General features: G+C 68.5%; 20 protein-coding genes. 16 read left to right on the top strand and 4 right to left on the bottom strand.

The genetic code is table 11. The features are described from left to right. The first annotated feature begins 13 nt into the window (after window positions 1-13). The 4 genes from NC595_RS11215 to NC595_RS11200 all read left to right on the top strand — a co-directional run bounded on the left by NC595_RS11215 (window position 14) and on the right by NC595_RS11200 (window position 6,013). The gene (locus tag NC595_RS11215) at window positions 14-1,081 is read left to right on the top strand and encodes an aromatic ring-hydroxylating oxygenase subunit alpha (RefSeq protein WP_253566439.1); all 1,068 of its coding nucleotides are present in this window, start codon (window positions 14-16) and stop codon (window positions 1,079-1,081) included. Continuing rightward, entirely contained in the window at window positions 1,078-2,364 is a 1,287-nt protein-coding gene (locus tag NC595_RS11210) for a Xaa-Pro dipeptidase (protein WP_253566437.1), read from the top strand. Before NC595_RS11215 ends, NC595_RS11210 begins: the two co-directional genes overlap by 4 nt. A gap of 222 nt (window positions 2,365-2,586) precedes the next feature. Then, window positions 2,587-3,897 (top strand): amino acid permease, encoded by a 1,311-nt coding sequence (locus NC595_RS11205; RefSeq protein WP_253566435.1) that lies wholly within the window; start codon window positions 2,587-2,589, stop codon window positions 3,895-3,897. Between the two features lie 55 nt (window positions 3,898-3,952). Beyond that, window positions 3,953-6,013: an oxidoreductase gene (locus NC595_RS11200; protein WP_253566433.1), complete on the top strand. Its 2,061-nt coding sequence runs from the start codon at window positions 3,953-3,955 to the stop codon at window positions 6,011-6,013. A 193-nt stretch (window positions 6,014-6,206) separates the two neighbouring features. Here the strand turns inward: NC595_RS11200 and NC595_RS11195 are convergent, their stop codons facing one another. After that, entirely contained in the window at window positions 6,207-6,527 is a 321-nt protein-coding gene (locus tag NC595_RS11195; RefSeq protein WP_253566431.1) for a hypothetical protein, read from the bottom strand. 236 nt (window positions 6,528-6,763) lie between these two features. Here NC595_RS11195 and NC595_RS11190 point away from each other — a divergent pair, with 236 nt between their 5' ends. From NC595_RS11190 to NC595_RS11135, 12 genes are all read left to right on the top strand, one after another. Further along, the gene (locus tag NC595_RS11190; protein ID WP_253566429.1) at window positions 6,764-7,279 is read left to right on the top strand and encodes an SLOG cluster 4 domain-containing protein; all 516 of its coding nucleotides are present in this window, start codon (window positions 6,764-6,766) and stop codon (window positions 7,277-7,279) included. Between the two features lie 105 nt (window positions 7,280-7,384). Then, window positions 7,385-7,828 carry a hypothetical protein gene (locus tag NC595_RS11185; RefSeq protein ID WP_253566427.1) on the top strand — a complete coding sequence of 148 codons (444 nt, stop codon included), beginning with the start codon at window positions 7,385-7,387 and terminating at the stop codon, window positions 7,826-7,828. A 354-nt stretch (window positions 7,829-8,182) separates the two neighbouring features. Further along, entirely contained in the window at window positions 8,183-8,440 is a 258-nt protein-coding gene (locus tag NC595_RS11180; RefSeq protein ID WP_253566425.1) for a hypothetical protein, read from the top strand. Window positions 8,441-8,553: 113 nt separating this feature from the next. Next, window positions 8,554-9,069 carry a hypothetical protein gene (locus NC595_RS11175; protein ID WP_253566423.1) on the top strand — a complete coding sequence of 172 codons (516 nt, stop codon included), beginning with the start codon at window positions 8,554-8,556 and terminating at the stop codon, window positions 9,067-9,069. 59 nt (window positions 9,070-9,128) lie between these two features. Next, a complete protein-coding gene (locus NC595_RS11170) occupies window positions 9,129-9,725 on the top strand; it encodes a hypothetical protein (protein WP_253566422.1) in 597 nt (198 codons plus the stop codon). A gap of 133 nt (window positions 9,726-9,858) precedes the next feature. After that, a complete protein-coding gene (locus NC595_RS11165) occupies window positions 9,859-10,443 on the top strand; it encodes a hypothetical protein (protein WP_253566420.1) in 585 nt (194 codons plus the stop codon). A gap of 172 nt (window positions 10,444-10,615) precedes the next feature. After that, window positions 10,616-11,164, top strand: coding sequence for a hypothetical protein (locus NC595_RS11160; protein WP_253566418.1), 549 nt, complete (start codon window positions 10,616-10,618; stop codon window positions 11,162-11,164). Between the two features lie 281 nt (window positions 11,165-11,445). Beyond that, window positions 11,446-11,985: a GGDEF domain-containing protein gene (locus NC595_RS11155; protein ID WP_253566416.1), complete on the top strand. Its 540-nt coding sequence runs from the start codon at window positions 11,446-11,448 to the stop codon at window positions 11,983-11,985. A gap of 145 nt (window positions 11,986-12,130) precedes the next feature. Next, the gene (locus tag NC595_RS11150; RefSeq protein WP_253566414.1) at window positions 12,131-12,943 is read left to right on the top strand and encodes a hypothetical protein; all 813 of its coding nucleotides are present in this window, start codon (window positions 12,131-12,133) and stop codon (window positions 12,941-12,943) included. Between the two features lie 91 nt (window positions 12,944-13,034). Then, window positions 13,035-14,570: a 2OG-Fe(II) oxygenase family protein gene (locus NC595_RS11145; protein ID WP_253566412.1), complete on the top strand. Its 1,536-nt coding sequence runs from the start codon at window positions 13,035-13,037 to the stop codon at window positions 14,568-14,570. A gap of 280 nt (window positions 14,571-14,850) precedes the next feature. Next, window positions 14,851-15,648 (top strand): alpha/beta fold hydrolase, encoded by a 798-nt coding sequence (locus tag NC595_RS11140; protein WP_253566410.1) that lies wholly within the window; start codon window positions 14,851-14,853, stop codon window positions 15,646-15,648. 110 nt (window positions 15,649-15,758) lie between these two features. Next, window positions 15,759-17,366 (top strand): carboxyl transferase domain-containing protein, encoded by a 1,608-nt coding sequence (locus NC595_RS11135; RefSeq protein WP_253566408.1) that lies wholly within the window; start codon window positions 15,759-15,761, stop codon window positions 17,364-17,366. 71 nt (window positions 17,367-17,437) lie between these two features. On the opposite strand, the gene NC595_RS11130 is transcribed toward NC595_RS11135, so the two are convergent. The 3 genes from NC595_RS11130 to NC595_RS11120 all read right to left on the bottom strand — a co-directional run bounded on the left by NC595_RS11130 (window position 17,438) and on the right by NC595_RS11120 (window position 19,443). Then, window positions 17,438-18,178: a hypothetical protein gene (locus NC595_RS11130; RefSeq protein ID WP_253566406.1), complete on the bottom strand. Its 741-nt coding sequence runs from the start codon at window positions 18,176-18,178 to the stop codon at window positions 17,438-17,440. 88 nt (window positions 18,179-18,266) lie between these two features. Beyond that, window positions 18,267-19,112 carry an FTR1 family iron permease gene (locus tag NC595_RS11125; RefSeq protein WP_253566404.1) on the bottom strand — a complete coding sequence of 282 codons (846 nt, stop codon included), beginning with the start codon at window positions 19,110-19,112 and terminating at the stop codon, window positions 18,267-18,269. Between the two features lie 4 nt (window positions 19,113-19,116). Next, window positions 19,117-19,443, bottom strand: a complete 327-nt coding sequence (locus NC595_RS11120; protein WP_253566402.1) for a cupredoxin domain-containing protein — start codon at window positions 19,441-19,443, stop codon at window positions 19,117-19,119. Between the last annotated feature and the right edge of the window lie 306 nt (window positions 19,444-19,749).

The following is a 19,749-nucleotide window of genomic DNA, read 5'->3' as shown; positions in this document are numbered from 1 at the left end:
CGCGGAGCACTGCATGCAAGCTGAGACGTATCCCCCCGGCCTCGACCACGCCACCGCCCTGCCCGCCCGCTACTACGTCGGCGAGGCGATGCTGGCGATGGAGCAACGCGCGGTGTTCGCCCGCAGCTGGCAGCTGGTGGCGCACCAGGGCCAGCTCGCCGAGCCGGGCGACTATGTGGTGGAGCAGGTCGGCCACGTGCCGGTGATCGTGGTGCGCGGGCAGGACGGCGTGCTGCGCGGCTTCGTCAACGTCTGCCGCCACCGCGCCGGCCCGCTGGCGCTGTGCAACGGCAAGGGCGCGCGCGCGCTGCACTGCAAGTACCACGGCTGGACCTACACGCTGGAAGGCCAGCTGCGCAGCGCGCCGGAGATGCAGGGCGCGGCGGACTTCGACGTGTCCGACATCCGCCTGCCGCCGATCCGCGTGCACGAATGGCAGGGCCTGGTGTTCGTGGCGCTGGACGAGGCCGTGCCGCCGTTCGGCGAGGTCTACGGCGGCATCGCCGAGCGCATCGCGCCGATCGATCTTTCGGCCATGCGCTACCTCCGCCGCGACAGCTACGAGATCGACTGCAACTGGAAGGTCTACGTCGACAACTTCCTCGAGGGCTACCACCTGCCGCACGTGCATCCGGGCCTGTCGAAGGTGCTGGACTACCGCGCCTACGACACCGAGCTGTTCGACTGGTATTCGCTGCAGTCCTCGCCGCTGCGCAACAGCACCGCGATCTACGGCGACGGCGAGGCGTTCTACTACTTCGTCTATCCCAACGTGATGCTCAACATCATGCCGGGGCGGCTGCAGACCAACCGCATCGTGCCGCTGGGGCCGGACCGCTGCCGCGTGGAGTTCGACTACTACTACGCGCAGGACGACGCCGCGCAGGCGCGCATCGCCGCCGACCAGGAATTCAGCGACGAGGTGCAGCAAGAGGACATCGACATCTGCGTCGCCGTGCAGCGCGGCCTCACCTCCGGCACCTACGAAGCCGGCCGGCTGTGCCCGAGGCGCGAGAGCGGCGTCTGGCATTTCCACAACCAGCTGCGCGCGGCCTACGCCGCCGCGGGAGAGCACGCATGAAGAAGGCCGTGACTGCATGGCTGCTCGCCGCGGCTGTCGTCGCCCCGGTGCATGCGGCCGAGCGCACCGTGGTGCATGCCGGCCACCTGCTCGACGTCGACAGCGGCAAGATGCTCACCGACCAGGCGGTGTCGATCGAGGCGGGCAAGGTGGTCGCGGTGCAGCCGTGGTCCGCCGACGCGGGCAAGGGCGCACGCGTGCTCGACTGGACCGCCTGGACCGTGGTCCCCGGCCTGATGGACATGCACACCCACATCTCCGAGGAAGCCGAGACCGCCGACATCGCCGCGCCGCTGAAGATCAGCCCCGCGCAGCAGGCCTTCATCGGCGCGATGAACGCGCGCAAGACGCTGCAGGCCGGCTTCACCACCGTGCGCGACGTCGGCGTATACCGCGGCTTCGCCGACATCGCCCTGCGCGACGCGATCAACGCCGGCGAGATTCCCGGCCCGCGCATGTTCGTCGCCGGCGCCTACATCACCGTGCCCGGCGGCGGCGGCGAGATCACCGGCCTGCCGCCCGGCACCGTGGTGCCGCCGGAGTTCCGCCAGGGCGTGTCCCGGGGCGTGGACCAGGTGCGCCACAACGTCGACAAGATCCTCGACCACGGCGCCGACCTGATCAAGGTGATCGCCACCGGCGCCGTGCTCGCCAACGGCACCGAGCCAGGCAAGCCGGAATTCACCGAGGCGGAGATCCACGCCGCCGTAGTCGAGGCGGCCAAGCACGGCAAGTTTGTCGCCGCCCACGCGCACGGCGCCGAAGGCATCAAGCGCGCCATCCGCGCCGGCGTGCGCTCGATCGAGCACGGCTCGCTGATCGACGACGAAGGCATCGCGCTGATGGTCAAGCACGGCACCTGGCTGGTCGCCGACATCTACGACGGCGACTACATCGAGGAAATCGGCACCCGCGACCACTGGTCGCCGGAGATCCTGCGCAAGAACGAGGAAACCACGCTGGCCCAGCGCGAAGGCTTCCGCAAGGCGGTGAAGGCCGGCGTGCACCTCGCCTTCGGCACCGACGCCGGCGTCTACCCGCACGGCCAGAACGCCCGCCAGTTCGCCTACATGGTGCGCTGGGGCATGACCCCGCTGCAGGCGATCCGCTCGGCCACCATCGACGCCGCCCGCCTGCTCGGCAAGGAAAAGGAACTCGGCTCGATCGCCCCCGGCAAGGCCGCCGACCTGGTCGCCGTCGCCTGCGACCCGCTGCACGACGTCGACTGCCTGCGCCAGATTCGCGGCGTGATCAAGGCCGGGCAGCCGGTGGCGCTGGAGTGATCGGCGTGTCGTTGAGGTTTCGTGACCCGTCTCGCCTGTTTCGCCCGGCTGTGGCGGGAGAGACACAAGTCCCCTCTCCGTCATCCCAGCGAAGGCTGGGATCCAGTGGCTTCAAGCTCTTGAAGTGCAAAGACGCTGGATCCCGGCTTTCGCCGGGATGACGCCGAGGAACCCCAAGCAACACAAGAACACCCACCCGTCGCACCGCCACGAGCGCACCCCATGACCCACGGCACCAAAATCGGCTTCTGGACCTGCACCGCGCTGGTGGTGGGCAACGTGATCGGCATGGGCATCTTCCTGCTGCCCGCTTCGCTCGCGCCGTACGGCTTCAACGCGCTGATCGGCTGGACCGCCACCCTGCTCGGCTGCCTCGCGCTGGCGCGGGTGTTCTCCTACCTGGCGCATGCCCTGCCCGACGCTGACGGCCCCTACGGCTACATCCGCCGCACGCTCGGCGACCTGCCCGCGTACATGGCGCTGTGGGCGTACTGGGTGTCGCTGTGGCTGACCAACGCGGCGCTGGCCACCGGCGCGGTGGGCTACATCACGGTGGTGTTTCCGGCGCTGCAGGCGATCCACCCGGCGGTGTTCGCGCTGGGGCTGCTGTGGCTGTTCGTGGGCATCAACCTGATGGGCGTGCGCGCCGGCGGCAGCGTGCAGATCGTCACCACCGCACTCAAGCTGCTGCCGATGATCGCCATCGCCGTGCTCGGTGCCTGGGTGTTGCTGCACGCGCCGGCCAGCTACAGCGCGCACCTGCCGACCACGCCGATCAGCCTGAAGGACACCATGGCCGCCGGCACCATCGCCCTGTTCGCCATGCTCGGCATCGAGTCGGCCAGCGTGCCGGCGGCGCGGGTGAACGACCCCGGCCGCACCATCCCGCGCGCCACCATGACCGGCACCGTGCTCACCGCGGTGATCTACATCATCGTCTCCACCGTGCCGCTGCTGCTGATCCCGCAGCAGGAGCTGGGCAACGCCAGCGCGCCGTTCGCGCTGCTGATGGACCGCTTCGGTGGCGCCGGCTTCGGCCGCTGGCTGTCGCTGTTCGTGGTGGTCAGCGGGCTGGGCGCGCTCAACGGCTGGACGCTGCTGGTGGGCGAGCTCACCCGCACCATGGCCGCGAACGGCGTGCTGCCCCGGGTATTCGTGCGCGACAACCGCCGCGGCGCACCCGCGGTGGCGCTGGTGGTTACCGGCGCGCTGGCCTCGGTAATGGTGTGGATGAGCTACAGCAAGTCGCTGGTGTCGGCCTTCACCTTCATCACCCGCGTAGTCACCGCCGCCAACCTGCCGCTGTACCTGTGCTGCTCGCTGGCGCTGATCGTGCTCTGGCGCCGCGGCGCGGTACGCGGCGCCGTGCTGCCGGCCGCCGTGCTCGGCGTGCTGTTCGTGGTGTTCGCCTTCATCGGCATCGGCCACGAACCGCTGGTGCTCGGCCTGGGCCTGATCGCCGCCGGCCTGCCGCTGTACGCCTTCATGCGCCTGCGCCGCAAGCCGCAGGCGGTCAAGGTGACGACAACGTAATCCCCATTCCCGTCATCCCGGCGAACGCCGGGATCACGACACATTCGAGGCCCCCATGCGCGATCCCCGCTACGACATCCTGTTCACCCCGGTGCAGATCGGCCCGGTCACCGCGAAGAACCGCTTCTTCCAGGTGCCGCACTGCAACGGCATGGGCCACGCCATGCCGCTGGCCCACGCGGCCATGCGCGAGGTGAAGGCCGAGGGCGGCTGGGCAGTGGTGTCCACCGAGGAATGCGAGATCCACCCCAGCAGCGACCTCACCCCTTACGTCGAGGCGCGACTGTGGGACGACCGCGACATCCCCGCCCTCGCGCTGATGTGCGACAAGGTGCACGCGCACGGCGCACTGGCCGCGGTGGAGCTGTCGCACAACGGCCCCACCGCGTCGAACCTGTATTCGCGCGAGGTGCTGATCGGCCCCTCGCACCAGCCGAGCAAGTACGGCTACCCCTCGCAGGCGCGCGCGATGTCGCTGAAGGACATCGCCGAGTACCGCCGCTGGCATCGCGAGGCCGCCGTGCGCGCGATGCGCGCCGGCATGGACATCGTCTACGTCTACGCCGCGCACGATCTCTCGCTGCCGATGCACTTCCTGCAGCGCCGTCGCAACCAGCGCAGCGACGCCTATGGCGGCTCGCTGGAAAACCGCGTGCGCCTGCTGCGTGAAGTGCTGGAAGACACCCGGAACGCCATCGGCCACCGCTGCGGCGTGGCGCTGCGCTTCGCCACCGAGGAACTGCTCGGTGGCGGCGGCGTGGAATTGAGCGAGGCGAAAGACATCGTGGCGATGCTCGCCGAGCTGCCCGACCTGTGGGACGTGAACGTGGCCGCCTGGTACAACGATTCGGTGCCCTCGCGCTTCGCCAGCGAGGGCGCGCAGGAGCCGTTCGTCGCCTTCGTCAAACAGGTCACCAGCAAGCCGGTGGTGGGCGTGGGTCGCTTCACCTCGCCGGACACCATGGTGTCGCAGATCAAGCGCGGCGTGCTCGACCTGATCGGCGCGGCACGCCCGTCCATCGCCGACCCGTTCCTGCCGGCCAAGGTGGAACAGGGCCGCGTGGACGACATCCGCGAATGCATCGGCTGCAACATCTGCGTCTCCGGCGACATGACCATCTCGCCGATCCGCTGCACGCAGAACCCCACCATGGGCGAGGAGTGGCGCAAGGACTGGCACCCCGAGCGCATCGCCCCGGCAAGCAAGCCCGGCCGCGTGCTGGTGGTCGGCGGCGGCCCCGCCGGGCTGGAGGCGGCGCGCGCGCTGGGCCAGCGCGGCTACGAGGTGAGCCTGGCCGAAGCACGCAGGGAACTCGGCGGCCGCGTCACCCGCGAGGCGCGCCTGCCCGGCCTGGCCGAATGGGCCCGCGTGCGCGACTGGCGCCTCGGCCAGATCAACAAGCTCACCAACGTCTCGGTCTATCTCGACTCCGCGCTCAGCGCGCAGGACGTGCTCGACTTCGGCGCCGAACACGTGGTGCTCGCCACCGGCTGCCACTGGCGCCGCGACGGCTTCGGCCGCAGCCACGGCGCCGCGATCCCCGGCTTCGTCGACAACCCGAAGGTCTACACGCTGGACGACCTGATGGACGGCCGCCTCCCCGCCGGCCGCGTCGCCGTGCTTGACGACGACGGCTTCTACTACGCCAGCATCGCCGCCGAACAACTGCACGCCCACGGCTGCGAGGTGGTCTACGTGACCCCGGAAGACACCCTCGCCCCGTGGAGCCAGAACACCCTCGACTACCGCCACATCCGCAAGCGCCTGGCCAAGCTCGGCATCGAAGTGATCGTCTCCCATACCGTCGCCGGCTACGACGGCAACACGCTCACCCTCGACCACGCCTGGGAAGACCGCCAACAGGCGCTCACCGTCGACGCCGTCCTCACCGTCACCGCCCGCCTGCCGAATGACGCGCTCTACCAGCAACTCCTCGAACGCGAAGCCGACTGGGCCGATGCAGCCGTCCAGAGCGTGCGCAACATCGGCGACTCCGACGCCCCCGGACTGATCGCCCACGCGGTGTATGCGGGGCATCGGTATGCGCGGGAACTGGGGGAGCCGGTGACGGGCGAGGTGGCGTTCAAGCGGCATTTTCACGTGGCCGGGGCGTAGTCACCCGGCGACTGGCCCCACGCCCCCGTTCCCGTTGGCGAATCCGATCCGTCCCGCCTATCGGTCACGAATCGCCCTCGCGATGCCGATCAACGGGACGCCTCCGGCTGGATGCGGGCGGAGCGCGTCACGTGCGCTTCGCGACTCGTTGCCAAGCGCCATACCATCCAACTCGATGCCCCGGTCAGGCCAGCTAGCCGACGGAGACCGCCGTCACCAGCATGTTCAGCCAGATCAGCGAGGAACCGAGGGCAAAGCCACCGAACGCCAGCAGCCGCACGAGCCGCGGCGGCGCCTGCACGCCGTCCCTGAACCAAGCCGCGTACCAGAACCCCAGCATCGCGTACCACAGCACCAGCGGTGGAAGAAGAACCAGCGTGCCCAACAGCGGGCCGGTGGAAAACGTCCGAACGCGAGCCAGGTAGAAGATCTCGGCCAGAAACACCAGCAGCGACGCCAGCGCCACGAAGATCAGCGTTCGCCGGTGTCGGAAGATGATCGTCGCAAGTGACATGGGCTCAACCCAGGGGAAAAGGGGGAAAAGGGGACGTGGCAAATTAAGCCTCATCCTCTGCGCTGGCCAGCCTTGCCTGCTTACACGGGCGGTTTGTCTCAAGATGGTTTGGTGTGGAGATATCGAGAGATATCAGAGATATCGATGCCAGGTTGACTTCGTCACGCCGCAGAAAATGAACCGAGTCCGCCCTGGATTATTGGAAAAATCACCGGACCACAAGGAGACAACCCTACGTGACCGCACCGATCCGTCGTCCACAAGTATGCATTCTGGGCAGCGCCGAGCCGGGATCGGCCGCCTATGAGCGAGCGGGAGAGGCCGGGGCACTGCTGGCGAAGCTGGGCGTCACGGTGGTCAGTGGCTGCGGAAGTCCCGCCACGCGATTTGCCGCTGAACGAGCCATTGAGGCGGGCGGGCTGGTGGTCAGCATCGTGCCACCGGACCAGATGCCTCCCGCCGACTGGCCTGCCACGGTGGTCGTCCCGTGCGGCATGGGGGATGCGCGAAACCTGCTGATGGCTCTTTCGGGCGATGCCTGCATCGTGATTGGTGGGCGCGCCGGCACGATCTCCGAAGTCTGCCTCGCCTGGCTGCACAAGCGCCCCCTGCTCCCGCTTGTGGGCTGCGGAGGCTGGTCCAACGAGCTGCCGTCGAATCCGCCCGATGAAAGAGAGAACTCGCCGATCCTGCCTTGGGGCTCGACTGCTGCACTTGAGGACCAGCTTCGCGGCCTCGGCCTGGTTCGTTAGACCGGTGCCGTGGTCAGTGCGCTCCCTCCCCTGCGACGTTGGGAAAATGGTTCACCGCTGCGCGCATCGACCAACAAACAGCCACCACCGCACTCGGAGTAGCCCATGTCCCTGCTCGCCGCACTTCGGGAAACGCCCACCCACCGCTCCACCGCCGCCAGATACACCTCGCTCAACGGCCTGCTCTACCTGGCCAGCGGCAGTTTGCTGATTGCGTGGCCGGGCGTGGTGCAGACGCTGTTGCGCGATGCGCCCTTTCAGGGACACGAGGCGGCACTGGTGCGCGTGCTGGGCATGGCGCTGGCGGTAATCGGCTGGCTGTATTTCTTCGGCGGTCGCTCCGGTGGCCGGCAGGTGGTGGCCGCCTCGGTGCTGGACCGGCTGATCCTGGTGCCGCTGGTGCTGGTGCCGACCGCGCTGGCCGGCGTGTTTCCGCACACCATGATCGCGTTTGCGATCCTCGACCCCGCGCTGGCGCTGGGCGCGTGGTGGCTGCTGGCACGCGAAGCGCGGGTCGGCGCGGGTCGACGGAACGCGAGCAAGCTGTAGCGGGATGAGCTGCGCGGTTGCGCGTGCTTGCCGTAGGAGCTCGCTTGCGGGCGATGCCCTTGCACCTGATGCACATCAAAGCCAAAAGAAAAGCATCGCCCGCGAGCGGGCTCCTACCGGCAGGTGGCGCCCATTGCGCGGGTCTTCATCGTTCGGTTGGACAAGGCCTCACAGGCACCGCTTGCTGGCCAGGACTCGCAAGGGCCATGTTCGGGAATGCATCGCCAGTCGGTCCCCACTCGACCACGATGTGACTGCGGCACTTGCCACGGATTACCTTGGAGTCTGACCAGCCACCCGGGACGGGTGGCTCCACCAGGGCTCTGTTCCAACTTTGAACAAAGGGGAGCATTTATGGATATCACTTGGGGAAAGGCGCTGCCGGTCTGGTGGAGTATTGCCTGGCGCGGGACGATCTACGGCGTTCTCGGGGGCTTCGTGCTGGGTTTTATCGGTGGTTTCATGGCGGCAATGATGCACTCGCCGGAGCGCGCCCCGGTGTACGGAATGATCGGCGGCTACATCGCCAGCATTCCCGCATCCATGCTGGCGGTGAAACAGGCGATCTCCAGGCACCTGCCGGCCTTGGCTGCCATCGCAAGAACCATGTGACCCATTATCGAAACGGTGATATCGGGTCCGCTCAAAATGCGGAAGGTGGTCCAGGACAGGGCCGATCCGCCTCGTCCGCCGGGGATCCAAGCCGTCGATGGGAGTCAACGCCGATGCTCATCCGCTTCGCCGCCGCGCTCTTGCTCCTGTGGTCGGCCGCTGCTGCGGCCGGTGAGTTCAAGGCGACGCACCTGTCCGCCGACAACACAACCCTGGCGCTGACCACAGCGCACGCCGCCACCGTATCGGCACCCTCGTTGCCCGACCAGGTCGAGTTCGGCAGTCCGCAGGTCTCGCCCGACCAATCGCATGTCGGCTGGCTGGCGCTCGAGGCGAACTGCTGCACGTCCTATGCCGTGCCCATGACCCTCGTGGTGATGGACGGACAGCATCGTGTCCGGAAGTTCGTTGGCAACGGCCTGCCCATCTTCGACTGGTGCTTCCTGCCGGACTCGAAGTCCGTCGCCTACATGCAGACGGTGCTCCACGGGACCAATTTCGAGCACTTCGAACGCCGCTCCCTGGACGATGGCCGCCTGCTGGCGGAGTACGACTATCCGGATGACCCCTCGGAAAACGCGTCGGCCCGCAGGAATGCCCCCGCATGGGTCGAGTGTGTTCCGCAGTGAGGCACTCGCCGCCGGCGCACGGACCCTCCACCCGCTCGACATGAACGGCCGTCATCGCCATGTCCAAACACGCCGCCACGCTGTCGATCACCCTCCTCCTGCTGCTGGTGTCGCTTTGCGCAGTCGTGGTGGCCGGTCAGAAACGCTATTTCCCGGAGGGGGCACTCGACGCCACCTCGGCCGGATCCGACGGCTTCCTTAACCGCTGGTTCTCCGGGCAGCTCGAGGCGATGTCCGAGCCTGCAATGAAGCCGGCTGCCGGCATCCGCACGTATCGCTTCACTTGGCTGCGCACCTTCAACCATCCAGTGGCGGTGAGGATCGTGATCGCGCGGGAGCACTGCATGCTCCACGCCACGGAGCTCGATGGTGCGGGCGGCTACGCGCCCGGCAAGGTCTACCGGCGAAAGGTCGAGGCCGTCGACCCCGGGACCTGCGCGAGGGTCGAGGCATTCATCCGGGCCAGCGGCTTCTGGGATCTTCCGCGATGCGGCCAGACCCAAGGAGAAGACGGTTCGGAATGGATCGTCGAGGCTGCCACCACGCGGTACCGCGTGGTGTCGCGCTGGACGCCCCGGGCCGGCCCCATCCGGATGATCGGCCAGCAGCTCCTTGCGCTGACCGGGTGGCAGTACCCGGCCGGGGAGATGTACTGATCCCGCCCGCATCAGATGAAATCGGGCGGCACGGTATCGATCATGGACAGGCCGGGCTTCGTCCGCTGCCCCCGGGAAGATCCTATGGCTCCCGCTGTCCGTCGCCCAACCGCACCCTACCAAGGACCCCAGGATGCATACCCCTGCTTCGTATGACGCGCATGCCATCCGGACTTTCGGTCTCTTCATGATGACGGCAGGCATCGTGTCGCTGGCCACCGGGAAGACCCGAGGCCGGGGATTCGCTGACAAGCGGGAGGACCCGGCTCACTACCGGGTCAGCATGATCGACTACCTGGTGATCGGCGCCATCTGCCTGCTGTTGCTCCTGCTCATCTGGAGCGTTGGCGACACGGTGTCGCGTGCGGACCGCGCAGCCCCGCGCCTTCTGCGCATGGGAAGGCCGTCGTGGCGCGCTGTGGGTCCGGTATGTTTTCGTTACCATGCGGGCCTGCCTCCCAGAACGTGGCGAACGGGGCAACCGGCCCGCAGGAAGCCCGACGATGAAAAGGAAAAGGACATGACCGGACTGAGCCCGTGGCATCTGCTGATCACCGTGATCGTTGTCAGCGGTTATTTCGTCCCGGTCTGGCGCATCGTGCGCAAGGCCGGCTATCCGGGAGTCCTTTCACTGCTGTTGCTGGTACCGATCGTCAACGTCGTCATGTTGTGGATGTTCGCCTTTTCGACCTGGCCGCTCGAGAAGCCCCTGCGCTGATCGCCTGCACGAGGCCGGACGAGACACGGGCCGATGCGGGACGGTCACTCAGACATCACGACGCGTCCGCACCGGCGCGTGCTTCGGGCGGCAGCGACGGTGAGCGATCTTCCGGAAGCCATGATCAGGCGCTCCTGTCATTCGCGGGCTTGCCGATCCGCATGCGCAGCGCATGAGGTGCCGCAGGCGCCGGCCGGGTAAGGCCCGCATCCGCGACCGCAAGTTGACCTATGTGACGCTGTCGCAGCTGTCCCAGCTGATGGCCTCGTCGCAGCAGGTCGAGCCGGCGGTGAGCTATGCCCGGCAGATGCAGCAGCTTGCCGAACCCGGGCAATCGCCATGCCGGCCGGATGTCTATCTGTTCGACGCGCTGAACGCCAACGACACGCTGCCTCCGACTGCCCCGATCTTTCGCCAGGCCATTGACGCCTGCAAGGCCGCCGGGGAGCTGATGTTCGCCGATGCCGTGGAGCCGGACCTGGCACGCCGGCTGGCGGAGACCGGCGACCCTGGGGCCGCCCTCGTGCTACTCAAGCAGATCGCGCCGACGATCGATGCGCAGGGGTTCCAGGTACACGGCTACGTGCTTCGCTCCACCGAGGGTTTCACCTACTGGAAGAACGGCGATGCGGCGAAGGCGAAGCACTGGGCGCTCGCCGCGCTGGCGATGGATCCAAAGGGCAACTTCGACGGCATGTCGGAATACGTCTGCAAGGTATAGTACGAGGTGGCTCACCAGGCCGGCGATGACTGTGCGGCACTGGACTACTACCGACACTACCGCGACGTGAAAGCGCGTTCGGTCAGCGATGCACAGGCCATCGCGACGGCCCACCACTCCGTGCAGCAACAGCTGTCCGTGCACCAGCTTCGGGTGGATGCGCGGGCAAACAGAACGGCGTACCGGAACTGCAGCAGGCGCTGGACCAGAAGCAGATCGAGACGACCCGGCTGCAGGTCCTGCTGCTGACGACCGTACCGGCGTCAGTGGGGATCTGGTTGGTGCGTACCAAGCGCTCGCAGTTGCGGTTCCGGCGGCTGGCGCGTCGCGACAGTCTTACCGGCATCCTCAACCACCAGAACTTCCTGGGCGAGGCCGATGCGGCCCTGCGCCAGGCCGAAAAATCCTCGCGCAGCGCCTGCCTGGCGCTGGTCGACCTGGATCCCTTCAAGCAGGTCAACGATACCTACGACCACGCCATCGGCGATGCGGCGATTGTCCGCGTGGTCGCGCTGTGTCAGGAGCACCTGCGCTCCTCCGACATTTTCGGCCGGCTGGTCGGTGAGGAGTTCGGCCTGCTGCTGCCGGATTGCTCGCTGGAACAGGGCGTCGACATGCTCGATCGCATCCGCCTGGCCCTGGCCGACACGCCGATCGACGAAAGGCACCCCGAGCTCGGCATCTCGGCCAGCTTCGGCCTGGCCTCGACAGAAACCGGGGGCTGCGAACTGTCCGAACTGATAGCGCAGGCCGATGCCGCGCTCTACCGCGCCAAGCGCGCCGGGCGCAACCGGGTGGAGGCCGTGACCGAAGGCGGATGAGACCGCCCCGGCACGCTCGCGGAAGGTCTTGCCTCCCATGGCGAACCGCCGGTCCGGTTGACCGTCACCGGCCCACGCATCACGCTTGCAGCGGCAACACCCTCGGGAGCTGCATGCCATGAAAAGGCGCGTCGCGGTACTGGTGATGGCGGCCGGCCTCGTCGGCCTGACCGGGTTCGTGATCCACGCAAGCAGGAAGAACCCGCCGCCGGCAACCCGGTCGGTCGAAGTCCCGGCAGCCGCCCTTTCGGCGGGAAGCCCGGGCACGCGGCGCCCTGGCGGAGCCCGGTCGCAAGCAGGCGCCGCCTCACCGGAAGACCGCGGCTACTTCATTCCCGTCACGGGCGGCAAGCCGCAGTTGCGCGATCCCATCGATCCGTTTCCCCGTGTGCCGAAGTCACGCAACAGCCTGCCGCTGGCCGGCGATCCCTTCGTCGCGGAGAGCCCCCAGGAACAGGCGTGGCTGGACCGCAACGGCTACCCGAATGCGCAGCAGCTGGCTGCCTATTCGGCCGCCTCCGATCTCGAACTGGAGCAGGCAGCCGCCCATGGCGACAGCGTGGCGGCAGTGGAGCTGGCCGCACGCCAGCTTGCCCGGGGCGACCCCAGCGCGAGCGGCAAACTGATGACCGCGGGCGCGAACGGCTCCAGCTATGCGCTGTCGCTGCTGGCGAGCTACATGGCCAGTGCCACGCACGGCAATCCCGAACTCGGCTACGCGCTGTCGCGGGTGCTGGAAATGCGGGGTGACTGGCGGGCACCGCTCACGCGGGACTTCATGTTCCGCGAGCCGCTGTCGCCGGTCGAGAAGATGCGCGCCGAAGTCGAGGCGCTGAAACTGTTCCAGCAACTCGACGGCGGCCCCGGAGGCCAGCCGCGCACCGACCCGCGGCCGCTGGACTGGAAGATCCAGGCCGCCGGCGGGACCACGGCGGCACCGGACGGCGGACCGCCCTGATCAGCCGCGGATCGGGGCACCACGCAGTGGAGACTCGCTGCACTGGCCGACTATGCTGAGGGCCTCCCGCCCCCATGTGTCGCGAATCCCCATGCAAGACCACACCAAGACGGACGTGCCCGCCGGCCAGCCGGCCACGACCCTGCACGATCCGGCCACCCTGCTGCAGGCGGTACGTCCGCAGCTCGCGCTGGAGGCCATCGCCCGGTTGCCACGGACCGAAGTGGAGGCTTCAGCTGCACTGCTGTGCACAAGTGGACAGGCGCGTCTGGACCTGGGTGACGCCGCCGGAGCAGCAGATGACTTTGCCGCCGCCGAGCGACTCGCTCCGAGCGACAGCCGCGCCGCACTGGGACTGGCGATGGCGCTGGGCGAATGCGGACGTCCGCACGAGGCCAGCGCCGCCGCGCAGCGTGCCATCGCGCATGGCGATCAGGGCACGATTGCCCGCTACGTGCTCGGCCGCGCCCAGCTCGATGCCGGCGAGCTGGACCGGGCGCAACAGACCTGGGAGGCGCTGCTCGCCTCGCATCCGACCCACGGCCCCACGCTGGAGAGCCTGAGTGGACTGCTGTGGATGCGCCACGCCGACGTGGACGTGGCGCGACGCCCCCTCGATCGGGCCATGCAGGCGGCTCCGGAACAGCCTGGCATCGTCGTGCAGCTGGCGCAGTTGCTCGACACTGCCGGCGATTCCGCGCAGGCGGTGCAACTGCTCGAAGCCGCCCTGGTCCGCACGCCCGGCCGGCCGGAACTGCACGCCGCGGCGGCCCGTGTCGCGCTGGCCGCCGATCCGGACCGCGCGCTGGCCCACGCTCGCCAGGCCGTGCAGGCCAGCGGCGGGCGCCGCAGCACCGTGGCCACCTATGCCGATGCGCTGCTCGCCGCCGGCCACGTAACGCAGGCGGCCGACGTGGCCGGACGCCTGTACCAGGCCGACCCGCGGGACAGCCACGCGCTGGCCCTGCTGGGCACGGCCGGACGACTGCTGCGCGACCCCGGCCACGATGCGCTGGTCGACTACGCCCGACGCATCTCGGCCGAACCGATCGACGTGCCGGATGGCTGGAGCGACCTGCCGGCCTACCTCGGCGACCTCGCCCGCGAACTGACTGCCCTGCACCGCTGGCAGGCACACCCGCTCGACCAGAGCCTGCTCGGCGGCAGCCAGGTCGCGCTGCACCCGGCGCAGGCCGAGGGCCCGGCACTGCGAGCATTCGTGCAGGCGATCGACGGTCCGATCCGTCGCCACCTGGCCCGGCTGGCCGAAATCCCCGACCCCACCGGCCACCAGGCGTCGACGGGCTATCGCTTCAGCGGCATGTGGTCGGTGCGGCTGAGGCCGGGCGGCCATCACCGCAACCACTTCCACGGTCAGGGCTGGATCTCCTCGGCGTGCTACATCGAGCTCCCCTCCGGCATGGATGCACCCGGCGGCGAGGGCTGGCTCGGCTTCGGCCAACCCGGCATACCCACCACGCCGGAGCTGACGCACGAGTACCTGGTGCAACCACAACCGGGCCTGCTCGTGCTGTTCCCCTCGTGGATGTGGCACGGCACGTTGCCGTTCCGCGGAGAGCCACAGGACAGCCGCCTGACCATCGCGTTCGACCTGCTGCCGGCCTGAGCACTCACCACGCCGTTGCCTCGACCTCGCGCGCTCCACTCAGCGGGCTGCGGCCGCACCCCGGTGCCACACCGACAGCCACCCACGAGGCAGCGGGCCCGCGACAGCAGTCCCGTTGATCGACCGCGCGATCGCCAAGGCACTGCGGCATCCGGACTACCGATAGCCGGTCGGGTCGAATGGTTGCGCCGGCATCGCAACGGACAAGGCGACGTGCCACCCGCGCAAGGAGAGACGGTTACCCTCGCGGCTGATGGATCGACCAGAGGGAGTACGTGGCATGAAGGTGGGCGATATCGAGGTGCATGTCGAAGGAGAGGGCCCCACCTCGGTCGTGATGATCCACGGCTGGCCGGATACGCATCGCCTGTGGGACGCCTCGATCGAGGCCCTGGGTGACCGCTACCGCTGCGTGCGCTTCGACCTGCCCGGCTTCGGCCCGGCCCAATCCCGCCGCGCCTATGCGATCGACGAGGTCATCGAGTCGATCCATCGCATGGTGGTCGAAACCTGCCCCGGCGAGCGCGTATGCCTGCTGCTGCACGACTGGGGCTGCTACTTCGGCTACAAGTTCGCGATGCGCTATCCCCACCTGGTGGCGCGGGTGATCGGCGTCGACATCGGCGACGCCGGCTCCGTCGACCATCGGCGGGAACTGGGACTGCCCGGCATCGCTGCGGTGGTCGCCTATCAGGTGTGGCTCGCCCTGGCTTGGCGCATCGGCGGGCGGATCGGCGATGCGATGGCCCGCGGCATGGCCCGCGTGCTGCACTGTCCGGGCGATTCCCGCACGGTGACGGCGCAGATGGGCTACCCGTATGCCGTGTCGTGGCTGGGCGTCGCCGGCGGCTCGCACGATCGACGCGTTTTCAGGCCGCACTGCCCCATGCTTTACGTCTACGGCGGACACAAGCCCTTCATGCTGCACTCGACCCGCTGGATCGAAGCGATCGCCGCCTTGCCCGGCAGTCGCGCACTCGGCCTGCCCGGTGGACACTGGGTGATGATCGACTGCAGGCGCGGGTTCCACGACGCCGTGCGGTCGTGGCTCGCCGCCACCGATACCTCCCCGGCCTGAGGCCGCGCGGTGCCCCGACCACCCGAGGCCGCCGTTTGCGGCAGTGCGTAATGGGCCATGCGCGAGGCGACGCTATCATTGCGATTTCCCTTTGCACGGCAGACTTGCCCATGAGCGTGATCGCCTCGCAGATCGACCCCCGGTCGCCCGAGTTCCAGGCCAACGCGGCGCAGCTGCGCACGGCGGTGGACGACCTGCACCGGGAACTGGCGCAGGCGGCGGAGGGCGGCGGCGAAAAGGCGCGCGACAAGCACACGGCACGCGGCAAGCTGTTGCCGCGCGAGCGCATCCGCGCCCTGCTCGATCCGGGCTCGCCGTTCCTGGAGCTGTCCGCGCTGGCCGCCCACGGCATGTACGACGACGCCGCGCCCGCGGCGGGCCTGATCACCGGCATCGGCCGGGTCAACGGCATCGAGGTGGTGGTGGTGGCCAACGACGCCACGGTGAAGGGCGGCACCTACTTCCCGATGACCGTGAAGAAGCACCTGCGCGCGCAGGAAGTGGCGCTGGAAAACCGCCTGCCCTGCGTCTACCTGGTCGATTCCGGCGGCGCGTTCCTGCCGCTGCAGGACGAGGTGTTTCCGGACAAGGAGCACTTCGGCCGGATCTTCTACAACCAGGCGCGGATGTCCTCGCTCAACATCCCGCAGATCGCCGTGGTGATGGGCAGCTGCACCGCCGGCGGCGCCTACGTGCCGGCAATGAGCGACGAGACGATCATCGTGCGCGAGCAGGGCACGATCTTCCTCGGCGGTCCGCCACTGGTGAAGGCCGCCACCGGCGAGGTGGTGGACGCCGAGACGCTGGGCGGCGCGGACGTCCATACGTCCATCTCCGGCGTGGCCGACCATTACGCCGAGAACGACGCGCACGCGCTGGCGATCGCCCGCGACATCGTCGGCCACCTCAACCGCACCAAGGACATGCCGCTGGCGCTGCGAACACCGATCGAGCCGAAGTACCCCGCCGACGAGCTGTACGGCGTGATCCCGCAGGACACCCGCCGCCCGTTCGACATCCGCGAGGTGATCGCGCGCATCGTCGACGGCTCGGAGTTCCACGAGTTCAAGGCGCGCTACGGCAAGACGCTGGTGTGCGGCTTTGCGCACATCCATGGCTACCCGGTGGGCATCGTCGCCAACAACGGCATCCTGTTCGCCGAGAGCGCGCTCAAGGGCGCGCACTTCATCGAGCTGTGCAACCAGCGCAACGTGCCGCTGGTGTTCCTGCAGAACATCACCGGCTTCATGGTCGGCAAGAAGTACGAACAGGCCGGCATCGCCAAGGACGGCGCCAAGATGGTCACCGCCGTCGCCTGCTCGCATGTGCCGAAGTTCACCGTGGTGATCGGCGGCAGCTTCGGCGCCGGCAACTACGCGATGTGCGGCCGCGCCTACGGCGCCCGCTTCCTGTGGATGTGGCCGAACGCGCGCATCAGCGTGATGGGCGGCGAGCAGGCGGCCAGCGTGCTGGCGACGGTGAAGCGCGATGGCATCGAAGCCGCCGGCAAGAGCTGGAGCGCGGACGAGGAAGAAAGCTTCAAGGCGCCGATCCGCGAGCAGTACGAGCGCCAGGGCCATCCCTACTACGCCAGCGCGCGGTTGTGGGACGACGGCATCATCGACCCCGCCGACACCCGCCGCGTGCTCGGCCTGGCGATCTCCGCCTCGATGAACGCACCGATCGAACCGCAGCGCTATGGCGTGTTCCGCATGTGACGGCCCGGCGGGCGAACTCGCCCGCCGCGTCGCATCATGAAGAGCGGCGGCGCGGATCGCGCGCCGTCGACTCAGAAGAACTCGTATTCCAGCTGTGCCACCCAGGTGTGGTGCGGCGCGGCGGCGTTGATGCCTAGCAGCACGCCGACGCGGTACTCGACATTGCCCATGGTGTGCGGGACATGCCACTCGCCGGCGACCACCGGACCGGCCTGGTAGGCGTGGTCGTCGGGCCGGCCGTAGGCCTCGATGCCCGGGCGGAAAGCCTTCGACACCGCGTAGGTGCCGGCGTAGCTGTAGCGGAATTCGGTCTTTGACTCCGCACCCGCGCCGATGTGCCGCTCCCAGATCAGGTTGACGCGGTGGTCGAAGCGGCCGACGGTCTTCTCGATCAGCGGTCCGACCTCGAGTTCACCCGGACCGCCGCCCTTCGGATGGCCATAGGACGCGAGCAGGCCAAGGTCGGCCCAGTACTGGCCCGGTTCGGTGAACTGGAAGGTGTTCTCGAACTCGTAGCCGACCAGCTTGCCGCCGGCGCCCGGCTCCTTCTCGTACTCGGCTAGGTACAGCTCCGGCTTCCACCAGCTGGTGAAGGCATGCGCCACCGACAGCTCGGCGGCGCGCTCGCCGTTGTAGTCGCTGCGACCGTCGGTGATGCCGTAGCCGCGCAGCTCGACCTCGCTCTGGCCGGCGATGACGTGCGGCGAGTAAACGATGAAGTCGTCGGCGCTCGCGCTGCCGGCAACGCCGAAGGCGGCTGCGGCGAACAGCGTCGCCAGGATGCCGGCGGTGGTTCGGGAGATGGAACGCATGCTCGGATTTCCTCGAGGTCGTTGTCTGCGGGCCGCAGGAAGCCGTCGCACGGGCAACGGGTGCCCCGCGACCAGGGAGTGCCTGCGATCAGGATTGCGGGATGGCGGCGGCCGGAGCTTCGCGGCGCGCGGCAGCCGGCCGCGCCGCCAGCCGCATGCCGCCGACCAGCAGCAACAGCGTCACCGCGTAGAACACCAGCTGGATACCGGCCGGCGAGGCGTCGTAGCCGACCAGGATGCCCAACGTCTTGCCCGCCAGCGAACCGTTGGAGAGCAGCCACGAGGTGTCCCACAGCTGCTCGCCCAGCGCCGGCAGCCGGTTGGCCTGCAGCAGGAAGCGCGCGGCGGTGGAGGCCAAACCCGCGGCCAGCAGCACCAGCATCACGTTGGTGGCGCCGAAGAAGTGCCTGAGCGGAATGCGCAGCAGGCCGAAGTACAGCGCGAAGCCCAGCGCCACGCCGCCGCTCACGCCCAGTGCGATGCCGCCGATCAGGCCAGCGGCGCCGATGCCGCCCATCGCCATCGAGTACAGGAACAGCACCACCTCGGAGCCTTCGCGCAGCACCGCCAGCGCGATCACCACCAGCAGCAGGGTCAGCGAGCTGGAACCGGCCTTCACCGCCTGCCCCACCGCGCTCATGTGCTGGGCCAGTTCGCGCGCGTGGCGCGACATCCAGACCACGTGCCAGCCGATCATCGCCACCGCGGCCAGCAGCACGCCGGCATTGAGCAGCTCCTGGCCCGCCCCGCTGGCGAGCCCGGCGATGAAGCCGGCGCCCAGCGCCACCAGCAGCGCGCCGGTCAGGCCCAGTCCGATGCCGCCGAGCACGAACAGGCCGCGCAGCCGCACGCCGCGTGTGGCGGCACAGACGATGGAGACGATCAGGGCCGCCTCCAGCACTTCGCGAAACACCAGCAGCGCTACACCGGGCACGGCATCACTCCACGATCAGCCGGCCCTGGGCCGTGTCCTGGTGGAAGTCGCCGAAGAACCGGTAGCTGCCGGGCTTCAGCGGCCCGACGTAGACGGTGATCGTGCTGTTCGGCAGCACGATCTTCTCGCGGTTGAACTCGGTGCTCTCGAACTCTTCCGGCGAGGCGTCGCGGTTCTCGATCACCAGCTTCACCTTGGTCCCGGCCGGCACCTTCAGTTCCGCCGGCTGGTAGGCGTGGTCCTGGATGGCGAGATGGAATTCGGGCACGTCCGTGGCCCGGGCGGCGAAGCTCCAGAGCAGCAGGACGGAGGCGAGGGCGAGGCGATTCACGGCAAGGCATCCAGATCAGTGGCTTGACGTTTATATGATAATTGTTCTCATTAGCAACAGCAAATGAGGCGTGCCGATGCCGGAATGGCTTCGCTGGCCAACCGGCCGGCACCAGGCAACGGGGAAACGCGCCCGTGGCAGCGCCGCAGCTCGTACGGTCGGCTCTACACCATCAGCGCAGGACTGTGGGACCATGAAGGCTTCGATCGGCCATAGCGCCGGGGACAGGACGCGGCCCTCGTCGCCATGTCCAGGGTCCCAGTCGAACCGCGGCGCTCCGGCGCCTTCCGCATGGAATCACCGGGC

This window comes from Dyella lutea, from assembly GCF_024158035.1.
Lineage (GTDB): Bacteria > Pseudomonadota > Gammaproteobacteria > Xanthomonadales > Rhodanobacteraceae > Dyella_A > Dyella_A lutea.
Note: the sequence above shows the minus strand (reverse complement) of the source record. Positions and strands in the feature narration are given on the sequence as shown.